Annotated in this window: 19 protein-coding genes and 1 pseudogene; 17 read left to right on the forward strand and 3 right to left on the reverse strand. The window is 49.9% G+C overall.

Annotation, left to right across the window (positions count from 1 at the left end; translation table 11 throughout):
* Positions 1–29 precede the first annotated feature (29 nt).
* From EXU85_RS00745 to EXU85_RS00770, 6 genes are all read left to right on the forward strand, one after another.
* Positions 30–806 carry a crotonase/enoyl-CoA hydratase family protein gene (locus EXU85_RS00745; protein ID WP_142770248.1) on the forward strand — a complete coding sequence of 259 codons (777 nt, stop codon included), beginning with the start codon at positions 30–32 and terminating at the stop codon, positions 804–806.
* A 108-nt stretch (positions 807–914) separates the two neighbouring features.
* Positions 915–2,741: a feruloyl-CoA synthase gene (locus EXU85_RS00750; protein ID WP_142770249.1), complete on the forward strand. Its 1,827-nt coding sequence runs from the start codon at positions 915–917 to the stop codon at positions 2,739–2,741.
* A gap of 33 nt (positions 2,742–2,774) precedes the next feature.
* The gene (locus EXU85_RS00755) at positions 2,775–3,884 is read left to right on the forward strand and encodes a 5-methyltetrahydropteroyltriglutamate--homocysteine S-methyltransferase (protein ID WP_142770250.1); all 1,110 of its coding nucleotides are present in this window, start codon (positions 2,775–2,777) and stop codon (positions 3,882–3,884) included.
* Positions 3,885–4,014: 130 nt separating this feature from the next.
* The gene (locus tag EXU85_RS00760) at positions 4,015–5,142 is read left to right on the forward strand and encodes a S9 family peptidase (RefSeq protein WP_142770251.1); all 1,128 of its coding nucleotides are present in this window, start codon (positions 4,015–4,017) and stop codon (positions 5,140–5,142) included.
* Positions 5,143–5,218: 76 nt separating this feature from the next.
* Complete coding sequence (locus tag EXU85_RS00765) at positions 5,219–6,085, forward strand: amidohydrolase family protein (protein ID WP_210422427.1); 867 nt, start codon at positions 5,219–5,221, stop codon at positions 6,083–6,085.
* Positions 6,086–6,129: 44 nt separating this feature from the next.
* Positions 6,130–7,428, forward strand: a complete 1,299-nt coding sequence (locus EXU85_RS00770; RefSeq protein ID WP_142770252.1) for an MFS transporter — start codon at positions 6,130–6,132, stop codon at positions 7,426–7,428.
* A gap of 22 nt (positions 7,429–7,450) precedes the next feature.
* Here the strand turns inward: EXU85_RS00770 and EXU85_RS00775 are convergent, their stop codons facing one another.
* Together EXU85_RS00775 and EXU85_RS00780 are read right to left on the reverse strand one after the other, a co-directional pair.
* The gene (locus EXU85_RS00775; protein WP_142770253.1) at positions 7,451–7,831 is read right to left on the reverse strand and encodes a type II toxin-antitoxin system VapC family toxin; all 381 of its coding nucleotides are present in this window, start codon (positions 7,829–7,831) and stop codon (positions 7,451–7,453) included.
* Positions 7,818–7,997 (reverse strand): hypothetical protein, encoded by a 180-nt coding sequence (locus EXU85_RS00780; protein ID WP_142770254.1) that lies wholly within the window; start codon positions 7,995–7,997, stop codon positions 7,818–7,820. Before EXU85_RS00780 ends, EXU85_RS00775 begins: the two co-directional genes overlap by 14 nt.
* A 60-nt stretch (positions 7,998–8,057) precedes the next feature.
* Between EXU85_RS00780 and EXU85_RS00785 the strand changes: the two genes are divergently transcribed.
* The 3 genes from EXU85_RS00785 to madM all read left to right on the forward strand — a co-directional run bounded on the left by EXU85_RS00785 (position 8,058) and on the right by madM (position 10,767).
* The gene (locus EXU85_RS00785) at positions 8,058–9,539 is read left to right on the forward strand and encodes an acyl-CoA synthetase (RefSeq protein ID WP_142770255.1); all 1,482 of its coding nucleotides are present in this window, start codon (positions 8,058–8,060) and stop codon (positions 9,537–9,539) included.
* Positions 9,540–9,635: 96 nt separating this feature from the next.
* A complete protein-coding gene (gene madL / locus EXU85_RS00790; protein WP_142770256.1) occupies positions 9,636–10,031 on the forward strand; it encodes a malonate transporter subunit MadL in 396 nt (131 codons plus the stop codon).
* Complete coding sequence (gene madM / locus EXU85_RS00795; RefSeq protein ID WP_142770257.1) at positions 10,006–10,767, forward strand: malonate transporter subunit MadM; 762 nt, start codon at positions 10,006–10,008, stop codon at positions 10,765–10,767. The genes madL and madM overlap by 26 nt, the downstream gene beginning before the upstream one ends.
* 40 nt (positions 10,768–10,807) lie before the next feature.
* Here the strand turns inward: madM and EXU85_RS00800 are convergent, their stop codons facing one another.
* Positions 10,808–11,689 carry a helix-turn-helix domain-containing protein gene (locus EXU85_RS00800; protein WP_142770258.1) on the reverse strand — a complete coding sequence of 294 codons (882 nt, stop codon included), beginning with the start codon at positions 11,687–11,689 and terminating at the stop codon, positions 10,808–10,810.
* 143 nt (positions 11,690–11,832) lie between these two features.
* On the opposite strand from EXU85_RS00800, the gene pcaH reads away from it, so the two are divergent.
* The 8 genes and pseudogenes from pcaH to pcaF all read left to right on the forward strand — a co-directional run bounded on the left by pcaH (position 11,833) and on the right by pcaF (position 19,602).
* Positions 11,833–12,540: a protocatechuate 3,4-dioxygenase subunit beta gene (gene pcaH, locus EXU85_RS00805; protein ID WP_142770259.1), complete on the forward strand. Its 708-nt coding sequence runs from the start codon at positions 11,833–11,835 to the stop codon at positions 12,538–12,540.
* A gap of 154 nt (positions 12,541–12,694) precedes the next feature.
* The gene (locus EXU85_RS00810; protein WP_142770260.1) at positions 12,695–13,213 is read left to right on the forward strand and encodes a protocatechuate 3,4-dioxygenase subunit alpha; all 519 of its coding nucleotides are present in this window, start codon (positions 12,695–12,697) and stop codon (positions 13,211–13,213) included.
* A gap of 111 nt (positions 13,214–13,324) precedes the next feature.
* The gene (pcaB, locus tag EXU85_RS00815) at positions 13,325–14,644 is read left to right on the forward strand and encodes a 3-carboxy-cis,cis-muconate cycloisomerase (protein WP_142770261.1); all 1,320 of its coding nucleotides are present in this window, start codon (positions 13,325–13,327) and stop codon (positions 14,642–14,644) included.
* Positions 14,628–15,317, forward strand: a pseudogene (gene pcaD, locus EXU85_RS36080) (3-oxoadipate enol-lactonase); the annotation flags it as partial. The gene pcaB and the pseudogene pcaD, both read left to right, overlap by 17 nt.
* 84 nt (positions 15,318–15,401) lie before the next feature.
* Positions 15,402–15,749, forward strand: coding sequence for a 4-carboxymuconolactone decarboxylase (pcaC, locus tag EXU85_RS36085; protein ID WP_371732035.1), 348 nt, complete (start codon positions 15,402–15,404; stop codon positions 15,747–15,749).
* Positions 15,746–16,963: a 4-hydroxybenzoate 3-monooxygenase gene (locus EXU85_RS00825; protein ID WP_142770263.1), complete on the forward strand. Its 1,218-nt coding sequence runs from the start codon at positions 15,746–15,748 to the stop codon at positions 16,961–16,963. The genes pcaC and EXU85_RS00825 overlap by 4 nt, the downstream gene beginning before the upstream one ends.
* Positions 16,960–18,315 carry a 3-oxoacid CoA-transferase gene (locus EXU85_RS00830; protein WP_142770264.1) on the forward strand — a complete coding sequence of 452 codons (1,356 nt, stop codon included), beginning with the start codon at positions 16,960–16,962 and terminating at the stop codon, positions 18,313–18,315. The genes EXU85_RS00825 and EXU85_RS00830 overlap by 4 nt, the downstream gene beginning before the upstream one ends.
* A 78-nt stretch (positions 18,316–18,393) precedes the next feature.
* Positions 18,394–19,602 carry a 3-oxoadipyl-CoA thiolase gene (pcaF, locus tag EXU85_RS00835; protein WP_168207719.1) on the forward strand — a complete coding sequence of 403 codons (1,209 nt, stop codon included), beginning with the start codon at positions 18,394–18,396 and terminating at the stop codon, positions 19,600–19,602.
* Positions 19,603–19,612: the final 10 nt, after the last annotated feature.

The following is a 19,612-nucleotide window of genomic DNA, read 5'->3' on the forward strand; positions in this document are numbered from 1 at the left end:
CTTCTTTACCTCTTTATCTTACTTTCCGCATGGCTGATCAGTCGAAATGGCTAAACGTTGAGGAACGAGACGACCTCCTGCTGGTTCAACTTACCCGACCCGAAAAACGGAATGCCATCAATGACACCCTGTTGCTCAGTCTGGAGGCTGTTTTTTCGACGGTTCCGGAAGGCGTAAAATGCGCTGTTCTGTATGCTGAAGGTCCACATTTTAGTGCGGGGCTTGATCTGTCGGAGTTACAGGAGCGGGATGTGATCGAGGGTCTGCACCATTCGCGGATGTGGCACCGGGTGCTGGATCGTATTCAGTTTGGTACAGTGCCGGTAGTGGCCGTGCTGAAAGGAGCCTGTGTGGGCGGTGGCCTCGAAATCGCTTCGGCCTGCCATATCCGGGTTGCTGAACAGAGCACATTTTATGCCTTGCCGGAGGGTCAGCGAGGCATTTTTGTAGGCGGTGGTGCTTCCGTCAGACTGCCGAAGCTGATTGGGATGGCGCGGATGGCCGATATGATGTTCACCGGTCGGGTTATTTCGGCCGATGAAGGCATCTGGATGGGCCTCTCACAGTATCTGGCGCTTGACGGCGACGGGCTGACTAAAGGGATTGAACTGGCTACCAAAATTGCCCAGAACGCGCCCATGACCAATTACGCCCTGATGCATGTACTACCCCGCATTGCCGATTCGACCCAATCGGAAGGGCTATTGCTCGAAAGCCTGATGGCCACCATCGCGCAATCATCGCCGGAGGCCAAGCAACGGCTCCGTGATTTTTTGGAAGGACGAGCGAAAAAAGTTGGAGAATGAAACAGGTATACGGTTTATTGTTTTCGGTGGCTACTACGCCACATCCTCAGTCTGTGAGGATACAGAATCATTATAAACCTCAAACCGTAAACCAAAAATCATATACCAATGTCTTTTAAACAGATAGCTTTCGGTCCAACCAAAACCCACAAGACGATTCATCCCGACGGGTCAACCCGATTGCGGCTGGATCAACCGTTGGGTTCGTATCCCGAGAAGCTGACGGAAAAGCTGGTTTATTGGGCACAAATCCAACCGGATCACACATTTCTGGCTCGGCGGGATGCGTTTGGGGAGTGGGTTCGGTATTCGTATAAACAAACACTCGATGCCGTCAGGGCGATTGCGCAGTATTTGCTGGATCAGAAGCTGGGGCCGGATGATACGATCGTTATTTTGTCCGAAAACAGCCTTGAACACGCATTACTGGCCTTAGCTGCGGTTCACGTAGGGATCACCTATTCGCCGATTTCGCCCGCCTATTCGCTGATGTCGAAGGATTTGGGGCGCTTGCAACACTGTCTGGAGTGCATGACGCCAAAGGTCATTTTCGCGCAGGATAGTCGGGTTTACAGTCAGGCATTGGCACTAGCGAAGTCGTTGTTTCCGGAGGCTGTTAGTAGTTCGACAGATTCGGGCAGCGAAATCAACTTTGCGGAAATACTCCAAACAATACCTACTCCGGCTGTTGAACAGGCATTTGCCAACGTGAAGGCCGATACGGTTGCGAAAGTCCTGTTTACGTCTGGCTCAACCGGGCTGCCGAAGGGCGTCATCAACACGCAGCAGATGTGGTGCGCTAACTTGCAGCAGATCACGCAGGTGTTTCCGTTTATGATGACCGAGCCACCCGTAATGATCGACTGGCTTCCCTGGAATCATACCTTCGGAGGTAACCATAACGTTGGGCTGGCCCTTTATAACGGCGGAACGCTTTACATTGACGATGGCAAGCCGACGCCCGCAGGCATTGAAACGACGGTGAAGAACTTACGGGAGATTTCGCCGACCGTTTACTTCAACGTACCAAAAGGGTTTGAGATGCTTATTCCCTATTTCGAACGCGAACCCAGGCTTCGTCAAACTTTTTTTGCCCGGATGAACATGCTGTTTTATGCGGGGGCTAGCCTGGCGCAACCCATCTGGAATCGCTGGGAGGAGTTGGCAGTTGAAACCATCGGCGAGCGAATTCCAATCATCACGGGGCTAGGCTGTACCGAATCTGGGCCATCAGCCTTGTTTGCCAACTGGGGTGGTAGTTTTTCGGGCTTGCTGGGCGTACCCGTAGCGGGCATGGACGTGAAGCTAGTACCCGACGGCGATAAACTCGAAGCTCGCTACAAAGCGCCTAACGTCACGCCTGGTTACTGGCGAAATGCCGAAGCCACGCAAAAGTCGTTTGATGAGGAAGGCTTCTACCAAACCGGCGACGCCGTAAAATTCCTCGACGAGAGTAATCCTGATAAAGGCCTTGTCTTTGATGGCCGTATTGCCGAAGATTTCAAACTCTCGACCGGAACTTGGGTCAATGTGGGCATTCTGAAAGCTAAAGTCATAGCGGCCGGTTCACCCATTGTGCAGGATGTAGTGATTGCCGGTCTCGACCGCCATTATGTTGGAGCTATCCTGTTCCTGAATGTTGATGCCTGTCGAAAACAGACTAATCTTGGTTCCGAGGCAGCATATGCCGATGTACTTCGGCATCCCACCATCAATGATTTTGTGAATGAATTGCTGATCCGGCTTAACCAAACCGCTAAAGGTACCTCTGATCGGATTGAACGGGCCGTTGTTGCGCTTGATCCGCCCTCCATCGACCTGGGTGAGATTACCGACAAAGGTTCGCTGAATCAGCGGGCTATTCTGAAATATCGAACACAATTGATAGACGAGCTTTACCAACCTATGAACAGTGCCCACTTCCCGAAAAGTTAACTTTTCGGGAAGTTTTAACCCCAAACCATGCTGATGAAAACTCCTCCTTTTCGTGCCGACCACGTTGGCAGTTTACTGAGAACCCCCGAAGTCAAAGAAAATCGCCTGAAATGGAAAAAAGGCGAGATTTCTGCCGAAGAACTACGGGCGATTGAAGACATGGCGATTGCCGAAACCGTTAAAAAACTTGAGTCGACCGGCATGCGCTCCATTACGGATGGCGAGTTTCGGCGAGATTATTTTCACCTCGATTTTCTGAAAGAATTATCGGGTGTAACCGTTACCGGTGGTATTGACGCGAACCCCAACGCCAAAGTGGCTGCCGATGGGTTTACACCCCCGGTCCTGAGCGTGACGGGTAAACTCAAACACGTGAAGGATATTCAGGTCGCTGATTTTAACTTCCTGAAATCGGTGGTGACCCAAACACCTAAGGTATCTATTCCTTCACCGACGATGATTCACTTTCGGGGTGGGCGCAAATCCATCGACATTAATTCGTACCCGGATATGGATGAGTTCTTCCATGATTTGGCCGTGGCGTATCGGGAGGAAATTGACCATTTATATAAAGCTGGCCTTCGATACCTGCAATTGGATGATACCAACCTGGCCTACCTCTGCGACCCTAAAATGCGGGCTGCTGCCGTCGAACGGGGCGAAGACCCGAATGAGTTGCCCCGAACCTACGCTGCCCTGATCAATTCAGTCATCGACAATCGTCCTGACGATTTGACGGTGGGTATTCACCTATGCCGGGGCAACTACCGGAGCACCTGGTTTGCCGAAGGGGGCTATGAACCGGTGGCCGAAGTGCTCTTCAATGAGATTAACGTCGACGCTTATTTTCTGGAATACGATGACGAACGCTCGGGCGATTTTGCACCCCTGCGATTCGTACCCAACGACAAGATGGTTGTGCTGGGCATTGTGTCATCGAAAACACGCGAACTGGAAGACATCGACGACCTCTGCAAACGCATTGACGAAGCGGCCCAGTACATGCCGCTCTATAACCTGTGCGTCAGTCCACAATGCGGGTTTTCGTCAACCCACCACGGCAACGACCTAACCCACGACGATCAATGGAAGAAACTAGAGTTGGTTGTGAATACAGCCGTGAAGGTGTGGGGAACGGCGTAAATATGGTTTCGTTACGTGGTTTTCTGTCATTCCGACGTCAGGAGGAATCTCAAGCTTGAATTATGTGAGACTTGAGATTCCTCCTGACGTCGGAATGACAGAAATTCTCAAAGTTCAATCCTTTAAAAACATGAAACGTTACTTCGGCCTCCTAATCACCTTAAGCTTCATATCCCACGCCTTTGCCCAGAATCCCGTTGCCAAAATCGACTCGGGTAGCATCAGCGGAGCCAGGTACGTTATCCTTTTTCCCGAAAACTGGAAAGGGAAGCTGGTGATGTACGCCCATGGCTATGAATTTATGGGCGCTAAACCCCGGCAGAGTCAAAACCCAGGTTTCGCCAAAAATATGAAGCCGTTTCTGGATCGGGGATTTGCGGTGGCCGCGTCGGATTATCAATATCAGGGATTTGCCTTGCCGCAAGGTGTAGACGATACCGAAGCCCTCCGGCAGTTGTTCGTAAAAACGTACGGTAAACCAGATACCACCTATATGGTTGGGCATTCGATGGGCGGTGGCGTAACATTTGCGATGCTCGAAAACTTTGGATCGAATTACAACGGCGGTTTGCCACTTTGCCCTCTATCGAGTCGACCGTATCTGCAATGCCGGAAAGAGTTTGATATGTACGCAACCTTCAACGGGTTGTTTCCAGGTATTGTAACGTCGTTGACTGAGATTTTCGATCTAGCGAAGCCTTATCAGGCCCAGCCACAACAAGCCATGGTGGCCCGCGCTACGGCGATTAAAAAGGCGATTTTAGCTAAAGACTCGACGCTGGCGATTGCCTTTGCCAAGCGTTTTGACCTAAAACTGGACGACCTGCCGTTTTCACTGTTTTTCAACGAGAATGTGCTGCGCGACCTTGCCCAGAAAGCCAAAGGTAATCCATTCGATAATACGAATACCCTGTACAGCGGCTTTCCAAATAATCTGGACGTTAATCAGAAAGCTGAACGCCTTAAGGCGACGGTCAATCCTAACGTTCTGTTTGCTAAATATGATCGAACGGGTAACATTAACAAACCGGTGGTGGTCATGCACACGATTTACGATCAGCTTATTCCGCCAACGTACGGCGTTGTTAACATCGAAAACATGGTGCATCAGCAGGGTAAGGATCAATACTTTACCGTCAAGTATACCAACGGGCAAGGGCATTGTAATTTCACCCCTCAGCAAACGGCTCAGGCATTCGACGCGCTCCGGAACTGGGTAAAAACAGGAGCTAAACCAACGGCTGGATTTCTGAATTAAAGAGTGAAAGAGCGAAAGACTGAATGAGTGGCATAATCGCTCTTTCAGTCTTTCACTCTTTCGCTCATTCACTTACATGATCGACCTCGACAAGATTATCGCTATTGATGTGCACACCCATGCAGAAGCCTCCTGCTGGCATCCGCACGACGACTTCCGACCGGAGCTGGACGAGGCTTTCGCCAAATTTTTCAAATCTGACCACCGGCCAACTATTCAGGAGACCGCTGATTATTACCGGGAGCGGAACATGGCCTTTGTGATGTTCACAGTCGATTCGGAGTTCAACGTAGGCAAGCACCGGATTCCGAACGAGGAAGTAGCCGAAGGAGCGCAGAAAAACGCGGATGTAATGATTGCCTTCGCGAGTATAGATCCGCACAAAGGCCGCATGGGAGCCCGTGAAGCCCGGAATCTGATCGAAAATTATGGGGTAAAGGGCTTTAAGTTTCACCCAACTGTGCAGGGTTTTTATCCCAACGACCGCATGGCCTATCACCTGTACGAAGTCATTGCAGAGTACAAACTGCCGATGTTGTTTCATTCGGGGCATTCGGGTTTTGGTTCGGGCGTGCGCGGGGGCGGAGGGTTGCGGTTGGAATACTCTAACCCAATTCATCTGGACGATGTAGCTATTGACTTCCCCGACAATCCCATCATTATTGCGCACCCGAGCTGGCCCTGGCAGGATGAAGCGCTATCGGTAGCGATGCACAAACCCAATATATATATTGATTTGAGCGGCTGGTCGCCAAAGTATTTCCCAAAGCAGTTGGTGCAATATGCCAATACCCTGCTGAAAGATCGGATGCTATTCGGTACTGATTTCCCGCTGATTACGCCCGATCGCTGGATGAAAGATTTTGAGGAAGCTGGCTTTAAAGAGGACGTCAAGCCGCTGATTTTAAAGGAAAATGCGATTCGGATGCTTGGTCTGAGGTAGACTACCTAAAAAACCTCTTTCTACAGATAACCCCTTGATCTGAAATGGAAGTAAGTGCTAAATCCCTGATTGACCAGCGACCGATTTCGCGGCTGCAATATGCAACCATCGTGATCTGCTTCCTAATGAACATGCTCGATGGCATGGATGTGATGGTCATTTCCTATGCGGCCCCGGCCATTGCCAAAAGCTGGAGCGTCAGCCCCGAAGCCTTGGGTATCGTTTTTAGTGCCGGATTATTTGGCATGACCTTCGGGGCTTTATTTCTGGCTCCGTATGCTGATCATATTGGCCGAAAATCCATGATTCTGCTCAGTGCCGCTATCATGGGCATTAGTATTTATCTGACTTCCCTATCCGCAAGCATTATTCCGCTCATCGCGTTTCGTTTCATTAGTGGTCTCGGCATCGGTAGTATGCTGGCGAGTACAGCTGCTCTGGCTTCCGAATATACGCCCAATAAAACCCGCGATTTCTGGGTGAGTTTTGTCATTTCGGGTTATCCCGTTGGGGCTGTGTTATCGGGATTGGTAGCGGCTAAGGTTATTCCCGCTTCGGGATGGCAAACCATGTTCCAGATTGCGGGCGTTGCCACCTTTCTGGCCTTGCCACTGATTCAATTCTTCCTGACCGAGTCGCTGGATTTTTACCTGAAATCGCAACCGCATCTGGCGCTGGAAAAAGCGAATAGTATACTGGCCAAAATGAGCCATACCCTGGTGGATACCCTACCGAATAAACCCGCCAAACGAACAGGGATACCTATCAAATCATTGCTGGAGGATGAGTATAAATTGCCGACCATTCAGTTGTGGGTTGCCCTGTTTCTGGCGTTCGCTACGCTCTATTTTCTGACTAGCTGGATTCCCAAACTGGCAACAAATGCCGGGCTTCCTATTGAATTGGCTATTTATGCAGGAACCGTCTTCAATGTTGGGGCTTTTTTCGGCATTACAATGCAGGGCTATTTTTCCAGTCTATTCGGCCTGAAAAAGACGATCGGGATATTCCTGATTATGACGGGTGTTGTCATGGCGTCTTTTCAACTCTTTATGGGATCATCTACCTTGCTGCTGGTCTTTGCCCTGCTAGGATTTGGTATTCAGGGGGGATTTGTGGGACTCTACGCCGTGGCGGCCCGCATGTATCCAACCGAATTTCGTACGACAGGTGTTGGCTGGTCAATTGGGATTGGAAGATTGGGGGGTATCATTGGACCCGCCGTGGGCGGTGTGCTTATTGGTATGGGTTTGTCGATGGTGACGAACTTTCTGATTTACGCCGTTCCAACGATCTTTGCGGGCATCATGACCATGTACATTTCGTCGAAGAAGATAAGTTGACAAGCTATGGACAAAGAAGACGCTATAGGTCTAATAGAATGAGGTCCAGGCCATCAACTTTCGCGAAACCTGAATCGAATGTTAGGAGCGGTATCCCTAGGAAGAGGGCTGTAGCGGCAATAATGGCATCGGGTAGTTTGATGCGGTGGCGTCTGCGGATTTTTATCGTTTGCTCTTTGATAGCAGAGATTAATTCGATTAGTCGGCAGCTCTCATCATCAATAAAGTACCGGATTTGCTGTTCACTTTCTTCATCGAGCTGAGAGAAGCTTAATAATTCGATTTCCGTAATGGCTGAGATATATAGAATTTCTCCGTCAATAGCGTTAGTTACTTTTTCATTACCATTGAAGTAATAAATCAGCGCATTCGTGTCGACCAAAATTGCTTTATTCCCATTCATCTCTTACTTTTTTCTGATAAGTAAGTCCATCCATTGGGAATTTAATTTTTCCTGCATACTTCGTTGGGTCAAAGCCTTTGCGAGCCGATTTAGGCTGGTTAGCAATCGCTTTCAGGGCATCATCGACAGCTGATGCGGGTGCATCTTTGGGAATCCGAATAACCATATGTGGTTGTGTTTTTAACAAATATAACCAGATTAACTCATTTTTGATACTGACTAGTCTATGCAACTTGTACATAACGCCATTCATAACGTTGACTTAACGGCCATTGTATCAGACGGCAAATCGTATACCTATCAGCAGTTACTTGATTCGTCCAGGGCCTTTGCGGAACGCCTGCTGAACGGAGCCACCGACCTCAACGAAGCTCGTGTAGCTTTTATGGTAGCGCCGGGATTCGATTACGTGCGGGTGCAGTGGGGCATTTGGCGAGCGGGGGGCATTGCCGTGCCACTAGCGTTGTCCTATCCATTACCTTCGTTGAGGTATGTAATCGAAGATACAGGGGCTCAGATCGTTATTGCGGATAAAGCCTATGTGGATATCCTTGCACCTTTAGCCGAAGAAAAAGGGTTTCGCTTTATCACGCCAGGCGATGAAACAGAGTCAGTCATAGGCCAGTCTCTACCCGAGTTGGATGCCAGTCGCCGGGCTATGATACTGTACACCAGTGGCACGACCAATCTGCCCAAGGGCGTCGTAACCACCCATGCCAACCTTGAAGCGCAAATTTCAACCCTGGTGAATGTCTGGCAATGGTCATCCAGCGATCATATCTTGTGTGTACTGCCGCTGCATCATGTGCATGGTATCATCAACGTGATTTGCTGTGCGCTATGGGCCGGAGCCACCGTCGAATTCCTGCCTAATTTCTCGGCCGAAGCCGTTTTTGATACGTTCCAACGTGGGCAGGTCAATGTGTTCATGGCCGTGCCGACTATTTATTTCAAACTCATCGCCTACTGGGAAAGCCTTCCCATTGAGCGGCAACAGCAAGTAACAGAAACCCTGTTCCGATTCCGGCTCATGGTGTCGGGGTCGGCAGCATTGCCCGTTTCGGTGATGGAGAAATGGAAAACCGTTAGTGGACATACGCTGCTCGAACGCTATGGGATGACCGAAATTGGCATGGGCATCAGCAATCCTTACAAAGGCGAACGGCGGGTAGGTTATATCGGTCTGCCATTGCCCGATGTCAGCGTCCGGCTGGTCGATGAGGAAAATGCGGTCGTAGAAGACGGTCAACCCGGAGAGATTCAGATAAAAGGGGACACCGTTTTTCTGGACTACTGGAATCGGCCCGAAGCCACGCAAAAAGCATTTACCGACGATGGCTGGTTCCGGACAGGCGATATCGCTGTGGTAGAAGATGGCTACTACCGCATGCTGGGCCGCGATTCCATCGATATTATTAAATCGGGTGGTTATAAAATCTCAGCCCTCGAAATCGAAGAAGTGCTCAGAACCCACCCTGCCATCAGCGATTGTAGTGTTGTCGGTATTCCGAACGAAGAATGGGGCGAGTTGGTAGCCGTAGCCGTTATCCTAAGCGATCAAACGGTTTCGGCAGATACCTTACCGAACTGGCTTCGCGAACGCATGCCTGCGTATAAAGTGCCCCGGCAGTATCGGATCGTTGAGGAACTCCCCCGAAATGCCATGGGGAAAGTCACGAAGAATGATCTGAAACCCCTTTTTAAATGACTACTATACAATGGATAAAGTAAAATGAGTGATGGGTCATGACAAACCATTATCCATTATCCATTAGTCATTATGCATGTCTAAACTTGTACCTATATGATAATTTACGGGGTTGGTATTCTGGCCTTCTGCTACGTAATCGGGCAGTTAACGGGCGAATTACTTGGCAGGCTGATTGGTGTAGAGGCCAATGTGGGTGGAGTTGGTTTTGCGATGCTGTTGTTGATTTTCCTGAATGACTGGTTTACCAAAAAGGGCTACACCGACAAACTCACCGACAACGGTATTCTGTTCTGGAGCCAGATGTACATACCCATAGTGGTGGCCATGTCGGCGATTCAAAACGTAAAAGTGGCCGTTTCAAGCGGGGTAATTGCCCTGGTAGCCGGTATTGTTCCTGTCTTGATTTGCCTCGCCATGATTCCCCTTCTTGCTAAATTAGCTAAACCCAAATCCGCCGACCAACATGGAAATTATCACCCGATTTCTTGAAAAAAATGGGTTGATTGTTGCCTTCCTGATCGTTGCGTTGATCATGTATGGCTCGGCAATTATCTCCAATCGGCTCACTAACAAGAAAATCCCGGCTTCCGCCATTGCCATTGTTAGTGGCTTGATCCTGGCTTATATTGGCGGTAAGTATTCGGGAGGTGAAAAAGGCATTGCTGACCTAAAGATATTCTCGGGGTTTGGGCTGATGGGTGGGGCTATGTTCCGCGATTTCGCCATTGTCTCAACAGCCATGGGAGCCAGCTTCGTGGTCATGAAACAGACAGGCTGGGTGGGCGCCTTATCGCTGTTTCTTGGCATTGTTCTTTCTTTTATAGGTGGTGTTGCAGTAGCGTTGCTCTGGGGATATACCGATGCCATTAGCCTAACTACGATTGGGGCTGGTGCCTGTACCTACATCGTTGGGCCCGTAACGGGCGCTGCTATTGGGGCAAGTTCCGATGTGATGGCGCTGAGTATCGCTGCTGGCGTTGTAAAAGCAGTTTTTGTAACGATTGGAACACCCCTGGTGGCCCGATACATTGGCCTTGATAACCCACATACGGCCATGATTTTTGGCGGATTAATGGGAACCACCAGTGGGGTGTCGGCTGGCCTGGCTGCTACCGACCCTAAATTAGTACCCTACGGTGCGCTGACCGCTACGTTTTATACCGGACTTGGCTGCCTGGCTTGTCCATCGGTGCTGTATCTGCTGATGCGATTTTTCTTCATATAGCAGGGCTTTCTCACAAAAGAGTTAAGGGGGTATGCTACCACTAGGTTTTCCCCATTTTACGAAACTGACCCGGTGATAGCCCCGTCTGTTTTTTGAACAGTCGCGAAAAATAGGCTGGGTCTTTGAAATTCAGGACATACGAAATTTCGGATAGGGAATAGGTGGTATTAAGCAGGTACTTCTTGGCTTCATTGGTTAGATTATCGTGGACAATTTGCAGCGCCGACTTTTTTACAACCGACTGGCAAATCCGGTTAAGGTGAACCGACGTAATGTTCAATGAACTGGCGTACTCCTGAATCGTTTTTAACTTATGAATCGACTGTCGGATGAGCTTTTGAAAATCGTTAAAATACTGAAGCGTCCGATTAGGTGAAGTAGGTGATGGAATTTCCGACTCCTGCTGCGTTCGGTATAAGCTGATCAATAGCATCTGAAGTACTAATTGCAGTTGTGTTTTCTTTTCGAGATGATCTTCATTTAACTCCTGAACCAGCCGATTCTTTAACCAATATAATTGATCAAAAACAGCTGGCTGACCTGCAAATGGGTATTGACGAAGCTGATTCAATTCCAGAAAAATGTGGGGCTTTGACTTGAAAAAAGCATCAAGCGCCTGTTCGGCAATGGTGAACACTTCACCAACCATATCTGATTGAAATGCAAATCCATGCAAGGTATTCGTTGGAATCAGTACTACACAGGGAGGAGTGAGGGTAACTCTCCGTAGTTCCGATAACAGTATCCCATTCCCCGATATAAAAAAGAACAGCTGGATTAAATCAGTATGCAGGTGTTCGTTGATGTCCCAATCATACAATCGGCTTCGAACCTCCAGTAATTCATGATGAAGAAAGCTGTCTAAAAATGGGTGTTGGGTGTCGCCATACAATCCCTCGAAGTTTTTTAAACGGGTAGGCATTTATGTTTAAAAAGGATAAATAGTAAGCTAAAAGTGATCATAATGTTCGATTTGTACAAGTCAAATTTTTATTAATCCAAGATAGTTTATAATCATGCTCATAGCTTTGTAGGGAGATTTTCCTAAACCGAAACGCGGTCATTATGAGCGATCTTAGTTACAATCAGTTTGATAGGGAGGTGCAACCGCCCTATCTGGCACCTGACTATAAATCAACAGTGTTACGAGCTCCCTCCAGGCCGTTGGTGGTTATCAAACAATCGCTATCGGAGCTTTCTGGGCCGGTTTTCGGCGAGACGCACGTTGGGCCGTTGGATCATGATTTAACCAAAAACGCGTGTATAAACGGCGCACCTCTGGGTGAACGAATCGTGGTTCACGGCAAGGTGATGGACGAAAATGGTCGGCCCATTCCGCACACGCTCATTGAGATCTGGCAGGCTAATGCGGCTGGCCGCTACGTGCATAAAGTGGATCAGCACGACGCTCCGCTCGATCCTAATTTTCTGGGAACAGGTCGTGTATTGACGGATGCGGAAGGCAATTATCGATTTTATACAATCAAACCGGGGGCGTATCCCTGGGGCAACCATTACAATGCCTGGCGGCCTAATCACATCCATTTTTCTCTGTTCGGGCCGAATATTACGACGCGTCTGGTCACCCAGATGTATTTCCCCGGCGACCCGCTGTTACAGTATGATCCACTTTTTCTGGCGGTACCGTTAAAAGGACGCGACCTATTGGTGTCCCAATTCGATTTGAGCCTTACGGAACCCAGTTTTGCTTTAGGGTATCGGTTTAATTTTGTTCTCAGAGGACATAATTCAACGCCATTTGAAACGGTATAGACCGCAGATTTTTATGATCATTATGATGTTTTATGATTTTACAACTAATTGAAATGACATATGGGGTTGATTATCAACACATAAATTTTATGTGATTGCTTTTAAAAGAAAAATCATTTTTGATCATAAGAATCATAAAAATCTGCGTTCCATCATGTTGCAAACACCTTCGCAAACTGTCGGCCCTTATTTTGCCTACGGCCTGACGCCGGAGCAATATCTATATAACTTTAAAAGCCTGGTCGACAATCAATTGGTAAGCCCACTTGATCAACCCGACGCGATTACCATTACAGGAAATGTATTTGATGGACAGGGGCAAGTTATAACCGATGCCATGATCGAAATCTGGGACGCGCAGAATAAGCGTTTTGGCCGATTCGGGACGGGTACTGACCCTAAAAGTCGGTTTGTTTTTCATACCCTCAAGCCTGAGCCGACAGACGGCCAGGCACCCCATGTATCGGTGATCGTATTCATGCGTGGGCAACTGATCCATTCCTATACCCGGCTCTATTTCTCCGACGAACCCGACTTGAACGAGAAAGACGACGTATTGAATGCGGTGCCTGCTGAACGACGCCATACACTCATTGCCCAAAAGAATGCGGCTGGCTATGAGTTCAATATCTACATGCAGGGTGAGCAGGAAACCGTGTTTTTTGAGGTATAAGCCGTACTAAGTAAATGGACAATGTGAAATGAACAATGCTTAATGCAAATACTTTGATTATCAGGCTGTTTTTCATTTTACATTGTCCATTATCCATTTACTTATTGAGTCATGAGCCTATACACCTATCTATTTTATAGTGCTGACGGACAATCCCTATTATCCGATGATGCTACGCTCGCGCACATGCTTCAGTTTGAAGGGGCATTAGCGCAGGCGCAGGCAAAAAATGGTCTTGTTCCGGTGGCATCGGCAGAAATGATAGTAGCTTGCTGTCAGGCAGATTTATTGGATGTAGATCGGCTCAAAAGGGATAGTTCGCTCAGTGGTAATGCTGCTATTCCACTCGTCAAACAATTGACCGTGCTGGTCCGCCAGCGCGATGAGGAAGCTGCTAAGTTCGTGCATCTGGGTGCAACCAGCCAGGACCTAGTCGATACGGCAACGGTTCTGACAATCAAACAATTTATTGATTGGCTGGACGGTAAGCTCTCGGCGTTGGAAAACAGCCTGGTTCGATTGACGAAACAGTACCGCCGAACCGTCATGATTGGCCGAACGTTGTTGCAGCAGGCAAAACCCATCACGTTTGGACTGAAGACGGCTCTGTGGCTGGAGGGCATCGGTCGTAGTCGGCAGCGACTGACCGATGTAAAGAAACGGGTATTGGTGTTGCAACTGGCTGGTGCTGCTGGCAGCCGCAATAGGTCGATTTCGGCAGAAGTGCATGAGAATCTGGCGACCCAACTGGGGCTAAGACCTTCTGTTTCCTGGCATACGCAGCGGGATAATCTGGCTGAGTTTGCCTCTGTGCTGGGTATTTTAACGGGTAGCCTGGGTAAAATCGCCAAAGATGTTTCACTGCTGATGCAGACCGAAATCGCTGAAGTACTGGAAGGTAAAGCCGAAGGCAAAGGTGGGTCGAGTACAATGCCCCACAAACGCAATCCCGTAACCTCCACGGCTATTCTGGCCAATGCCAATCGGGTTCCCAATCTGGTAGCTACTCTGCTCGCGGCTATGCCCCAGGAACACGAACGCTCCGCCGGACTCTGGCATTCGGAATGGGAGGTGCAAACGGAAATCATGCAGCTAACGGCAGGAACCGTAGAACGCAGTCTTGAATTGCTCAATAATCTGGACGTGGATGAACAACGGATGCGGCAAAACCTCGAACTCACTAACGGCCTGATTTACGCCGAAACCGTTTCGCTGGCACTGGCTCCTAACCTTGGCAAAGCTCAGGCGCATGAACTAGTCGAAAAAGCCTGCTCGCTGGCCGTATCGCAGAAGAAATACCTCAAAGACGTACTCCTTGAGCAACACCTTGATCTATCAGATTTGGATGAGCTTTTCAAACCCGAAAACGCCATTGGCCAAAGCCTCGACATCATCGACTCTATTTTAACGCATTATGACCCTCAACTATAAATTGCAAGGAACTCCCAATAGTCCGGTCCTGATTTTCTCCAACTCGCTCGGGGCGGAACTGATGATGTGGGATGAATTAGTGCCGTATCTGCTGCCCTACTTTCGAGTACTTCAGTACGATACGCGTGGACACGGAGACAGTGATGTTACGCCAGGGCCCTACACCATCGATCTGTTGGGACAGGATGTTGTTGATTTACTGGATAAGCTGAACATTGACCGAGCTTATTTCTGTGGCCTGTCGATGGGTGGCCTCGTTGGGCAATGGCTGGGTATCAATCATCCAGAGCGCATCAAAAAACTAGTAGTCAGCAATACAGGTGCTAAAATTGGAAACGACGACCGCTGGAACGGACGTATTGCTACCATTACCGAGCATGGCATGCAGGCTATTGCGGATGACATGATGGACCGCTGGTTTACGGACGACTTTCGAGCCAGTAACTCGCAACGGATAGCCGACATGAAAGCGATGGTTTTGCGGGCTCCACTCGATGGGTATGCCGCCTGTTGTGCCGCTATCCGTGATGCTGATTTCCGAGAAACACTAAATCAACTGAAAGTTGAAACGCTGGTCATCGCGGGTGACGACGACCCGGTGACGAACGTAGAACTGGCCGAGTTTCTGGCTACGAATATCCCGAATGCCCGCCTACGTGTCCTGCCTGCAAAGCATCTGGCCAGTACCGAATTGCCCGAACAATACGCCCAACTACTCATCAATTTTTTTGTGGGCGAATCAACGGTTGATCGAGGGATGCATGTCCGCCGAACGGTGTTAGGCGATGCTCACGTCGATAAAGCTACAAGCCAGATTAACGAATTCAATGCTGATTTTCAGCAATTTATAACAACCTATGCCTGGGGCGAAATCTGGACGCGACCGGGGCTTTCCAAGCTCAACCGAAGCCTGATTACGCTGGCTATGCTGATTGCATTGAACCGAAAAGCCGAGTTTCAGATGCATATTCGGGCTGCCCTGAACAATGGGGTAACCGAGGACGAAATCAAAGAGGTTATCATGCAATCGGCCCTGTATTGTGGGTTGCCAGCCGCGAATGAAGCCTTTCACTCGGCGCTCGAAATCCTTAACCAACAGCCATGACCCACTATACACAGGTTGGCATTATTGGAGCCGGACCCGCCGGGCTCCTGTTAGCACAGCTCTTGCACCAGCAAGGCATCCGCTCGGTTGTGCTGGAAAATCGGTCGCGCGAGCGCGTCGAAAGTCGGCAGCGGGCGGGCCTGCTCGAACAAAACACCGTTGACCTGCTCCGACAGGCAGGGGCTACCGACCGACTCGACCAGCAAGGACTCGTTCATGATGGTGTTATTCTTAGTTACAACGGCCAGCGACACCGTATTGACCTGGCTAAGTTGACTGGTGGCTCGCGGGTAACCATTTACGCGCAGACCGAAGTGGTTAAAGACCTGATCCAACTAAGATTGAATACGGGGGAACCCATTTTATTTGAGGCCGAAGCCACATCTATTGACGGGCTGGATGGAAATGAGCCGATGATCCAGTATACCCACAATGGAGAGAGCCATACCCTTATCTGTGATTTTGTAGCGGGTTGTGATGGTTTTCACGGCATCTCCCGGCAGACTATCCCCGAGTCGTTAACAACTGCCTATGACAACGTCTATCCGTATTGCTGGCTGGGTATCCTGGCGAAGGTTCCGCCATCGACGCACGAGTTGATTTATGCTTACCATGACCGGGGATTTGCGCTTCACAGCATGCGTTCGCCGGAGATTTCCCGGCTGTATGTGCAATGCGATGTGACGGATACATTGGCCGATTGGCCCGACGAGCGTATCTGGGCGGAACTTCAACTTCGGCTCGGAACAGTGGGCTGGACGTTAATGGAAGGCCCAATTCTGGAGAAAACCATTACCCCCATGCGTAGCTTCGTAAGCGAACCCATGCAGTACGGTCGGCTATTTCTGGCCGGTGATTCGGCGCATATTGTACCGCCAACGGGTGCAAAAGGACTGAACATGGCCGTGGCCGATACAGGGCAATTATTCCATGCGCTTATGGACTGGTATCAGAACGGCAGTGCATCGGAATTGGCTAATTATACGGCTTGCTGTATGCGTCGTGTTTGGCGGGTTCAGGAATTCTCTAACTTCATGACCGAGCTTTTGCACCACAATCCGAACAAGACTCCATTTGAGGCTCAATTGCAGGCCTCCCGATTCAATCAATTAATCACCAGCCAGATGGCCTCGACCGTAGTCGCCGAGAACTACGTAGGTCTGGCCGCTAAACGCGCTAGTGAAGCTCAACAATCCGTAAATTTTCACGTATGAAAACCGTACCTATTCTCGACGTACATACAGCTGCTAAACTGGTTAACGAAGGCGATACGCTTTTGCAGGGCGGGTTTGGGATGACAGGCAACCCCGTTCACCTCATGCACGCTCTGGCCGAAATCGGTACGAAGAACCTGACGTTCATCGGCAATAACACAGGCGAAACCGGTTTAGGTGGCGGGCGTCTGCTCCGGAACGGCCAGCTCAAAAAACTGATCGGCTCGTTTTTTACGTCCAACCCCGATGCTGTAAAAGCCGCCCAAAGCGGGCAGGTGGAGTACGAACTCCTTCCGCAGGGAACACTGGCCGAGGCTATCCGGGCGGGCGGAGCAGGTATCGGCGGCTTTTACACGCCAACCTCTGCTGGAACGCCACTTGCCCAAGGTCGTGAAACGAAAATCATTGATGGCGTAGAGCAGGTATTTATTAAGGGGATTCGAGGGAACGTGGCGTTTATTCGCGCCTGGCGGGCCGATACAGCGGGCAACCTGCAATACCGCATGACCGAAAATAATTTTAACAAAGCGATGGCTACGGCCGCTGATCTGGTCATTGCCGAAGTCGAAGAAATTGTGCCTGTAGGATCAATTGCTCCCGAGTACGTGCATACGCCCGGTTGTTTTGTCGATTACCTTGTTCAGGCCACCCTAACGCTGGATGATTTAGGCATTTCGGCATCGGTCTCGTCGTCCAAAAAAGTGGACGACCGACGTATGAACATGGCGCGACGGGCACTTGCCGAGTTAAAGAAAGGGGATGTGGTCAACTTAGGCATCGGTATCCCGACGCTCGTTGCCGATTTGATCACCGATGAGCAAGGTATTATTCTGCATACCGAAAATGGAATGTTGGGCGTAGGGCCTGTGCCAGCGGATGGTGGTGGAGCGATGGATTACCCTGTTAATGCGGGCAAAATTCCAGTGACAGCCCTCAAAGGCAGTAGCTATTTCGATAGTGCTGATTCCTTTGCCATGATTCGGGGCGGCCATGTCGACGTAGCCATTATGGGTGGTCTGGAAGTGGACGAAGCCGCTAATCTGGCCAACTGGGCCGTTCCTGGCAAACCGCTGCTTGGTGTTGGGGGAGCGATGGATCTGGCGAAAGGTGCCAAACGGTTGATTATTACGATGACGCACACAAACCCGGATGGCTCGTCTAAAATTGTGCCAGAATGCACGCTGCCGCTAACGGCCACCGGTGTTGTCGATATGGTGATTACCGATCTGGCCGTATTCGCCTATCCCGACGGTAAGCTCACGCTCCTCGAACTCATGCCCGGTGCGACATTGGAAGAGGTACAAGCCAAAACAAGTGCGCGATTTCTAATGAGCGAAAGAGTAAAAGAGTGACAGAGCGATTCGCCACTCTCTCCCCCGCTCCGCTTCGGCGGTCCGATTTCACTCATTAACTCTTTCACTCATTAATTTATGATTGACTCATTCATCATCGACGCCATCCGTACGCCCATTGGCAGTTTCGGAGGAAGTCTATCGTCCATCCGAGCCGACGATTTGGCGGCCTTGCCGATAAAAGAACTGCTTAGTCGTAACCCAACTATTCCGCCCGATGCCATCGACGATGTAATTCTGGGTTGCCATAATCAGGCGGGGGAAGATAACCGTAATGTAGCCCGTATGGCCTTGCTGCTGGCTGGATTGCCTTATTCGGTTCCTGGCGAGACGGTTAACCGGCTGTGCTCATCAGGTATGTCGGCGGTTATCCACGCCAACCGGGCCATCAAAGCTGGCGATGGGGATCTATTTATTGCTGGAGGAATGGAACACATGACCCGTGGCCCGTGGGTAATCTCCAAAACGTCGAAGCCGTTCGGCAATGATGCCCAAATGTTCGACTCCAGCTTTGGCTGGCGGTTTGTTAATCCCAAAATGCACGCTCTATATGGTACGGATGCAATGGGTATAACCGCCGAAAACCTGGCTGAGCTCTATGCTATCAGCCGGGACGATCAGGATTTATTTGCCTATAATTCCCAGCAAAAAGCCGCCCGAGCCCAGCAGTCAGGGCGGTTGGCCGAAGAAATCATGGGGGTTGAACTTCTGGCAAAGAAAGGTCCTGTGACCATTTTCAATACCGATGAATTTGTAAAACCACAAACCAGCCTGGACGTTCTGGCGAAACTGAAACCCGCTTTCAAAAAAGAAGGTGGAACCGTGACGGCTGGTAATGCCGCTGGCTTAAACGACGGAGCTGCCGCTATGTTCATTGCGTCCGAAGTGGCTGTAAACCAGTACGGCCTTACCCCCAAAGCGCGAATCGTAGTCTCGGCGGTTGTGGGTGTTGAGCCACGTGTTATGGGTATTGGCCCAGTTCCGGCCACAAAAAAAGCGCTCCAAAAAGCTGGTCTTAGCCTGAATGACATCGACGTGATTGAACTTAACGAAGCCTTTGCCGCTCAGTCACTGGCCTGCACGCGCGCCCTGGGTCTGGCCGACAACGACCCACGTATCAACCCAAATGGCGGAGCTATTGCGCTGGGGCACCCACTGGGTATGTCGGGTACGAGACTAGTCCAAACGGCTGCGCTGGAACTGACAAAACAAAACAAGCGCTACGGGTTGGCCACCATGTGTGTAGGCGTGGGTATGGGCTATGCGGTAATTATTGAACGAGTGTAAGCCATTCGGT

Origin of the sequence: Spirosoma sp. KCTC 42546 (assembly GCF_006965485.1) — a bacterium.
GTDB lineage: Bacteria > Bacteroidota > Bacteroidia > Cytophagales > Spirosomataceae > Spirosoma.

Coding starts and splice junctions, on each gene's coding strand:
- madM (WP_142770257.1), top strand. CDS start 10,006: ATGGAAATTATCACCCGATTTCTTGAAAAAAATGGGTTGATTGTTGCC.
- EXU85_RS00765 (WP_210422427.1), top strand. CDS start 5,219: ATGATCGACCTCGACAAGATTATCGCTATTGATGTGCACACCCATGCA.
- EXU85_RS00770 (WP_142770252.1), top strand. CDS start 6,130: ATGGAAGTAAGTGCTAAATCCCTGATTGACCAGCGACCGATTTCGCGG.
- EXU85_RS00825 (WP_142770263.1), top strand. CDS start 15,746: ATGACCCACTATACACAGGTTGGCATTATTGGAGCCGGACCCGCCGGG.
- EXU85_RS00755 (WP_142770250.1), top strand. CDS start 2,775: ATGAAAACTCCTCCTTTTCGTGCCGACCACGTTGGCAGTTTACTGAGA.
- pcaH (WP_142770259.1), top strand. CDS start 11,833: ATGAGCGATCTTAGTTACAATCAGTTTGATAGGGAGGTGCAACCGCCC.
- EXU85_RS00810 (WP_142770260.1), top strand. CDS start 12,695: ATGTTGCAAACACCTTCGCAAACTGTCGGCCCTTATTTTGCCTACGGC.
- pcaF (WP_168207719.1), top strand. CDS start 18,394: ATGATTGACTCATTCATCATCGACGCCATCCGTACGCCCATTGGCAGT.
- EXU85_RS00750 (WP_142770249.1), top strand. CDS start 915: ATGTCTTTTAAACAGATAGCTTTCGGTCCAACCAAAACCCACAAGACG.
- madL (WP_142770256.1), top strand. CDS start 9,636: ATGATAATTTACGGGGTTGGTATTCTGGCCTTCTGCTACGTAATCGGG.
- EXU85_RS00785 (WP_142770255.1), top strand. CDS start 8,058: ATGCAACTTGTACATAACGCCATTCATAACGTTGACTTAACGGCCATT.
- EXU85_RS00800 (WP_142770258.1), bottom strand. CDS start 11,689: ATGCCTACCCGTTTAAAAAACTTCGAGGGATTGTATGGCGACACCCAA.
- EXU85_RS00775 (WP_142770253.1), bottom strand. CDS start 7,831: ATGAATGGGAATAAAGCAATTTTGGTCGACACGAATGCGCTGATTTAT.
- EXU85_RS00745 (WP_142770248.1), top strand. CDS start 30: ATGGCTGATCAGTCGAAATGGCTAAACGTTGAGGAACGAGACGACCTC.
- EXU85_RS00830 (WP_142770264.1), top strand. CDS start 16,960: ATGAAAACCGTACCTATTCTCGACGTACATACAGCTGCTAAACTGGTT.
- EXU85_RS00760 (WP_142770251.1), top strand. CDS start 4,015: ATGAAACGTTACTTCGGCCTCCTAATCACCTTAAGCTTCATATCCCAC.
- pcaC (WP_371732035.1), top strand. CDS start 15,402: ATGCATGTCCGCCGAACGGTGTTAGGCGATGCTCACGTCGATAAAGCT.
- pcaB (WP_142770261.1), top strand. CDS start 13,325: ATGAGCCTATACACCTATCTATTTTATAGTGCTGACGGACAATCCCTA.
- EXU85_RS00780 (WP_142770254.1), bottom strand. CDS start 7,997: ATGGTTATTCGGATTCCCAAAGATGCACCCGCATCAGCTGTCGATGAT.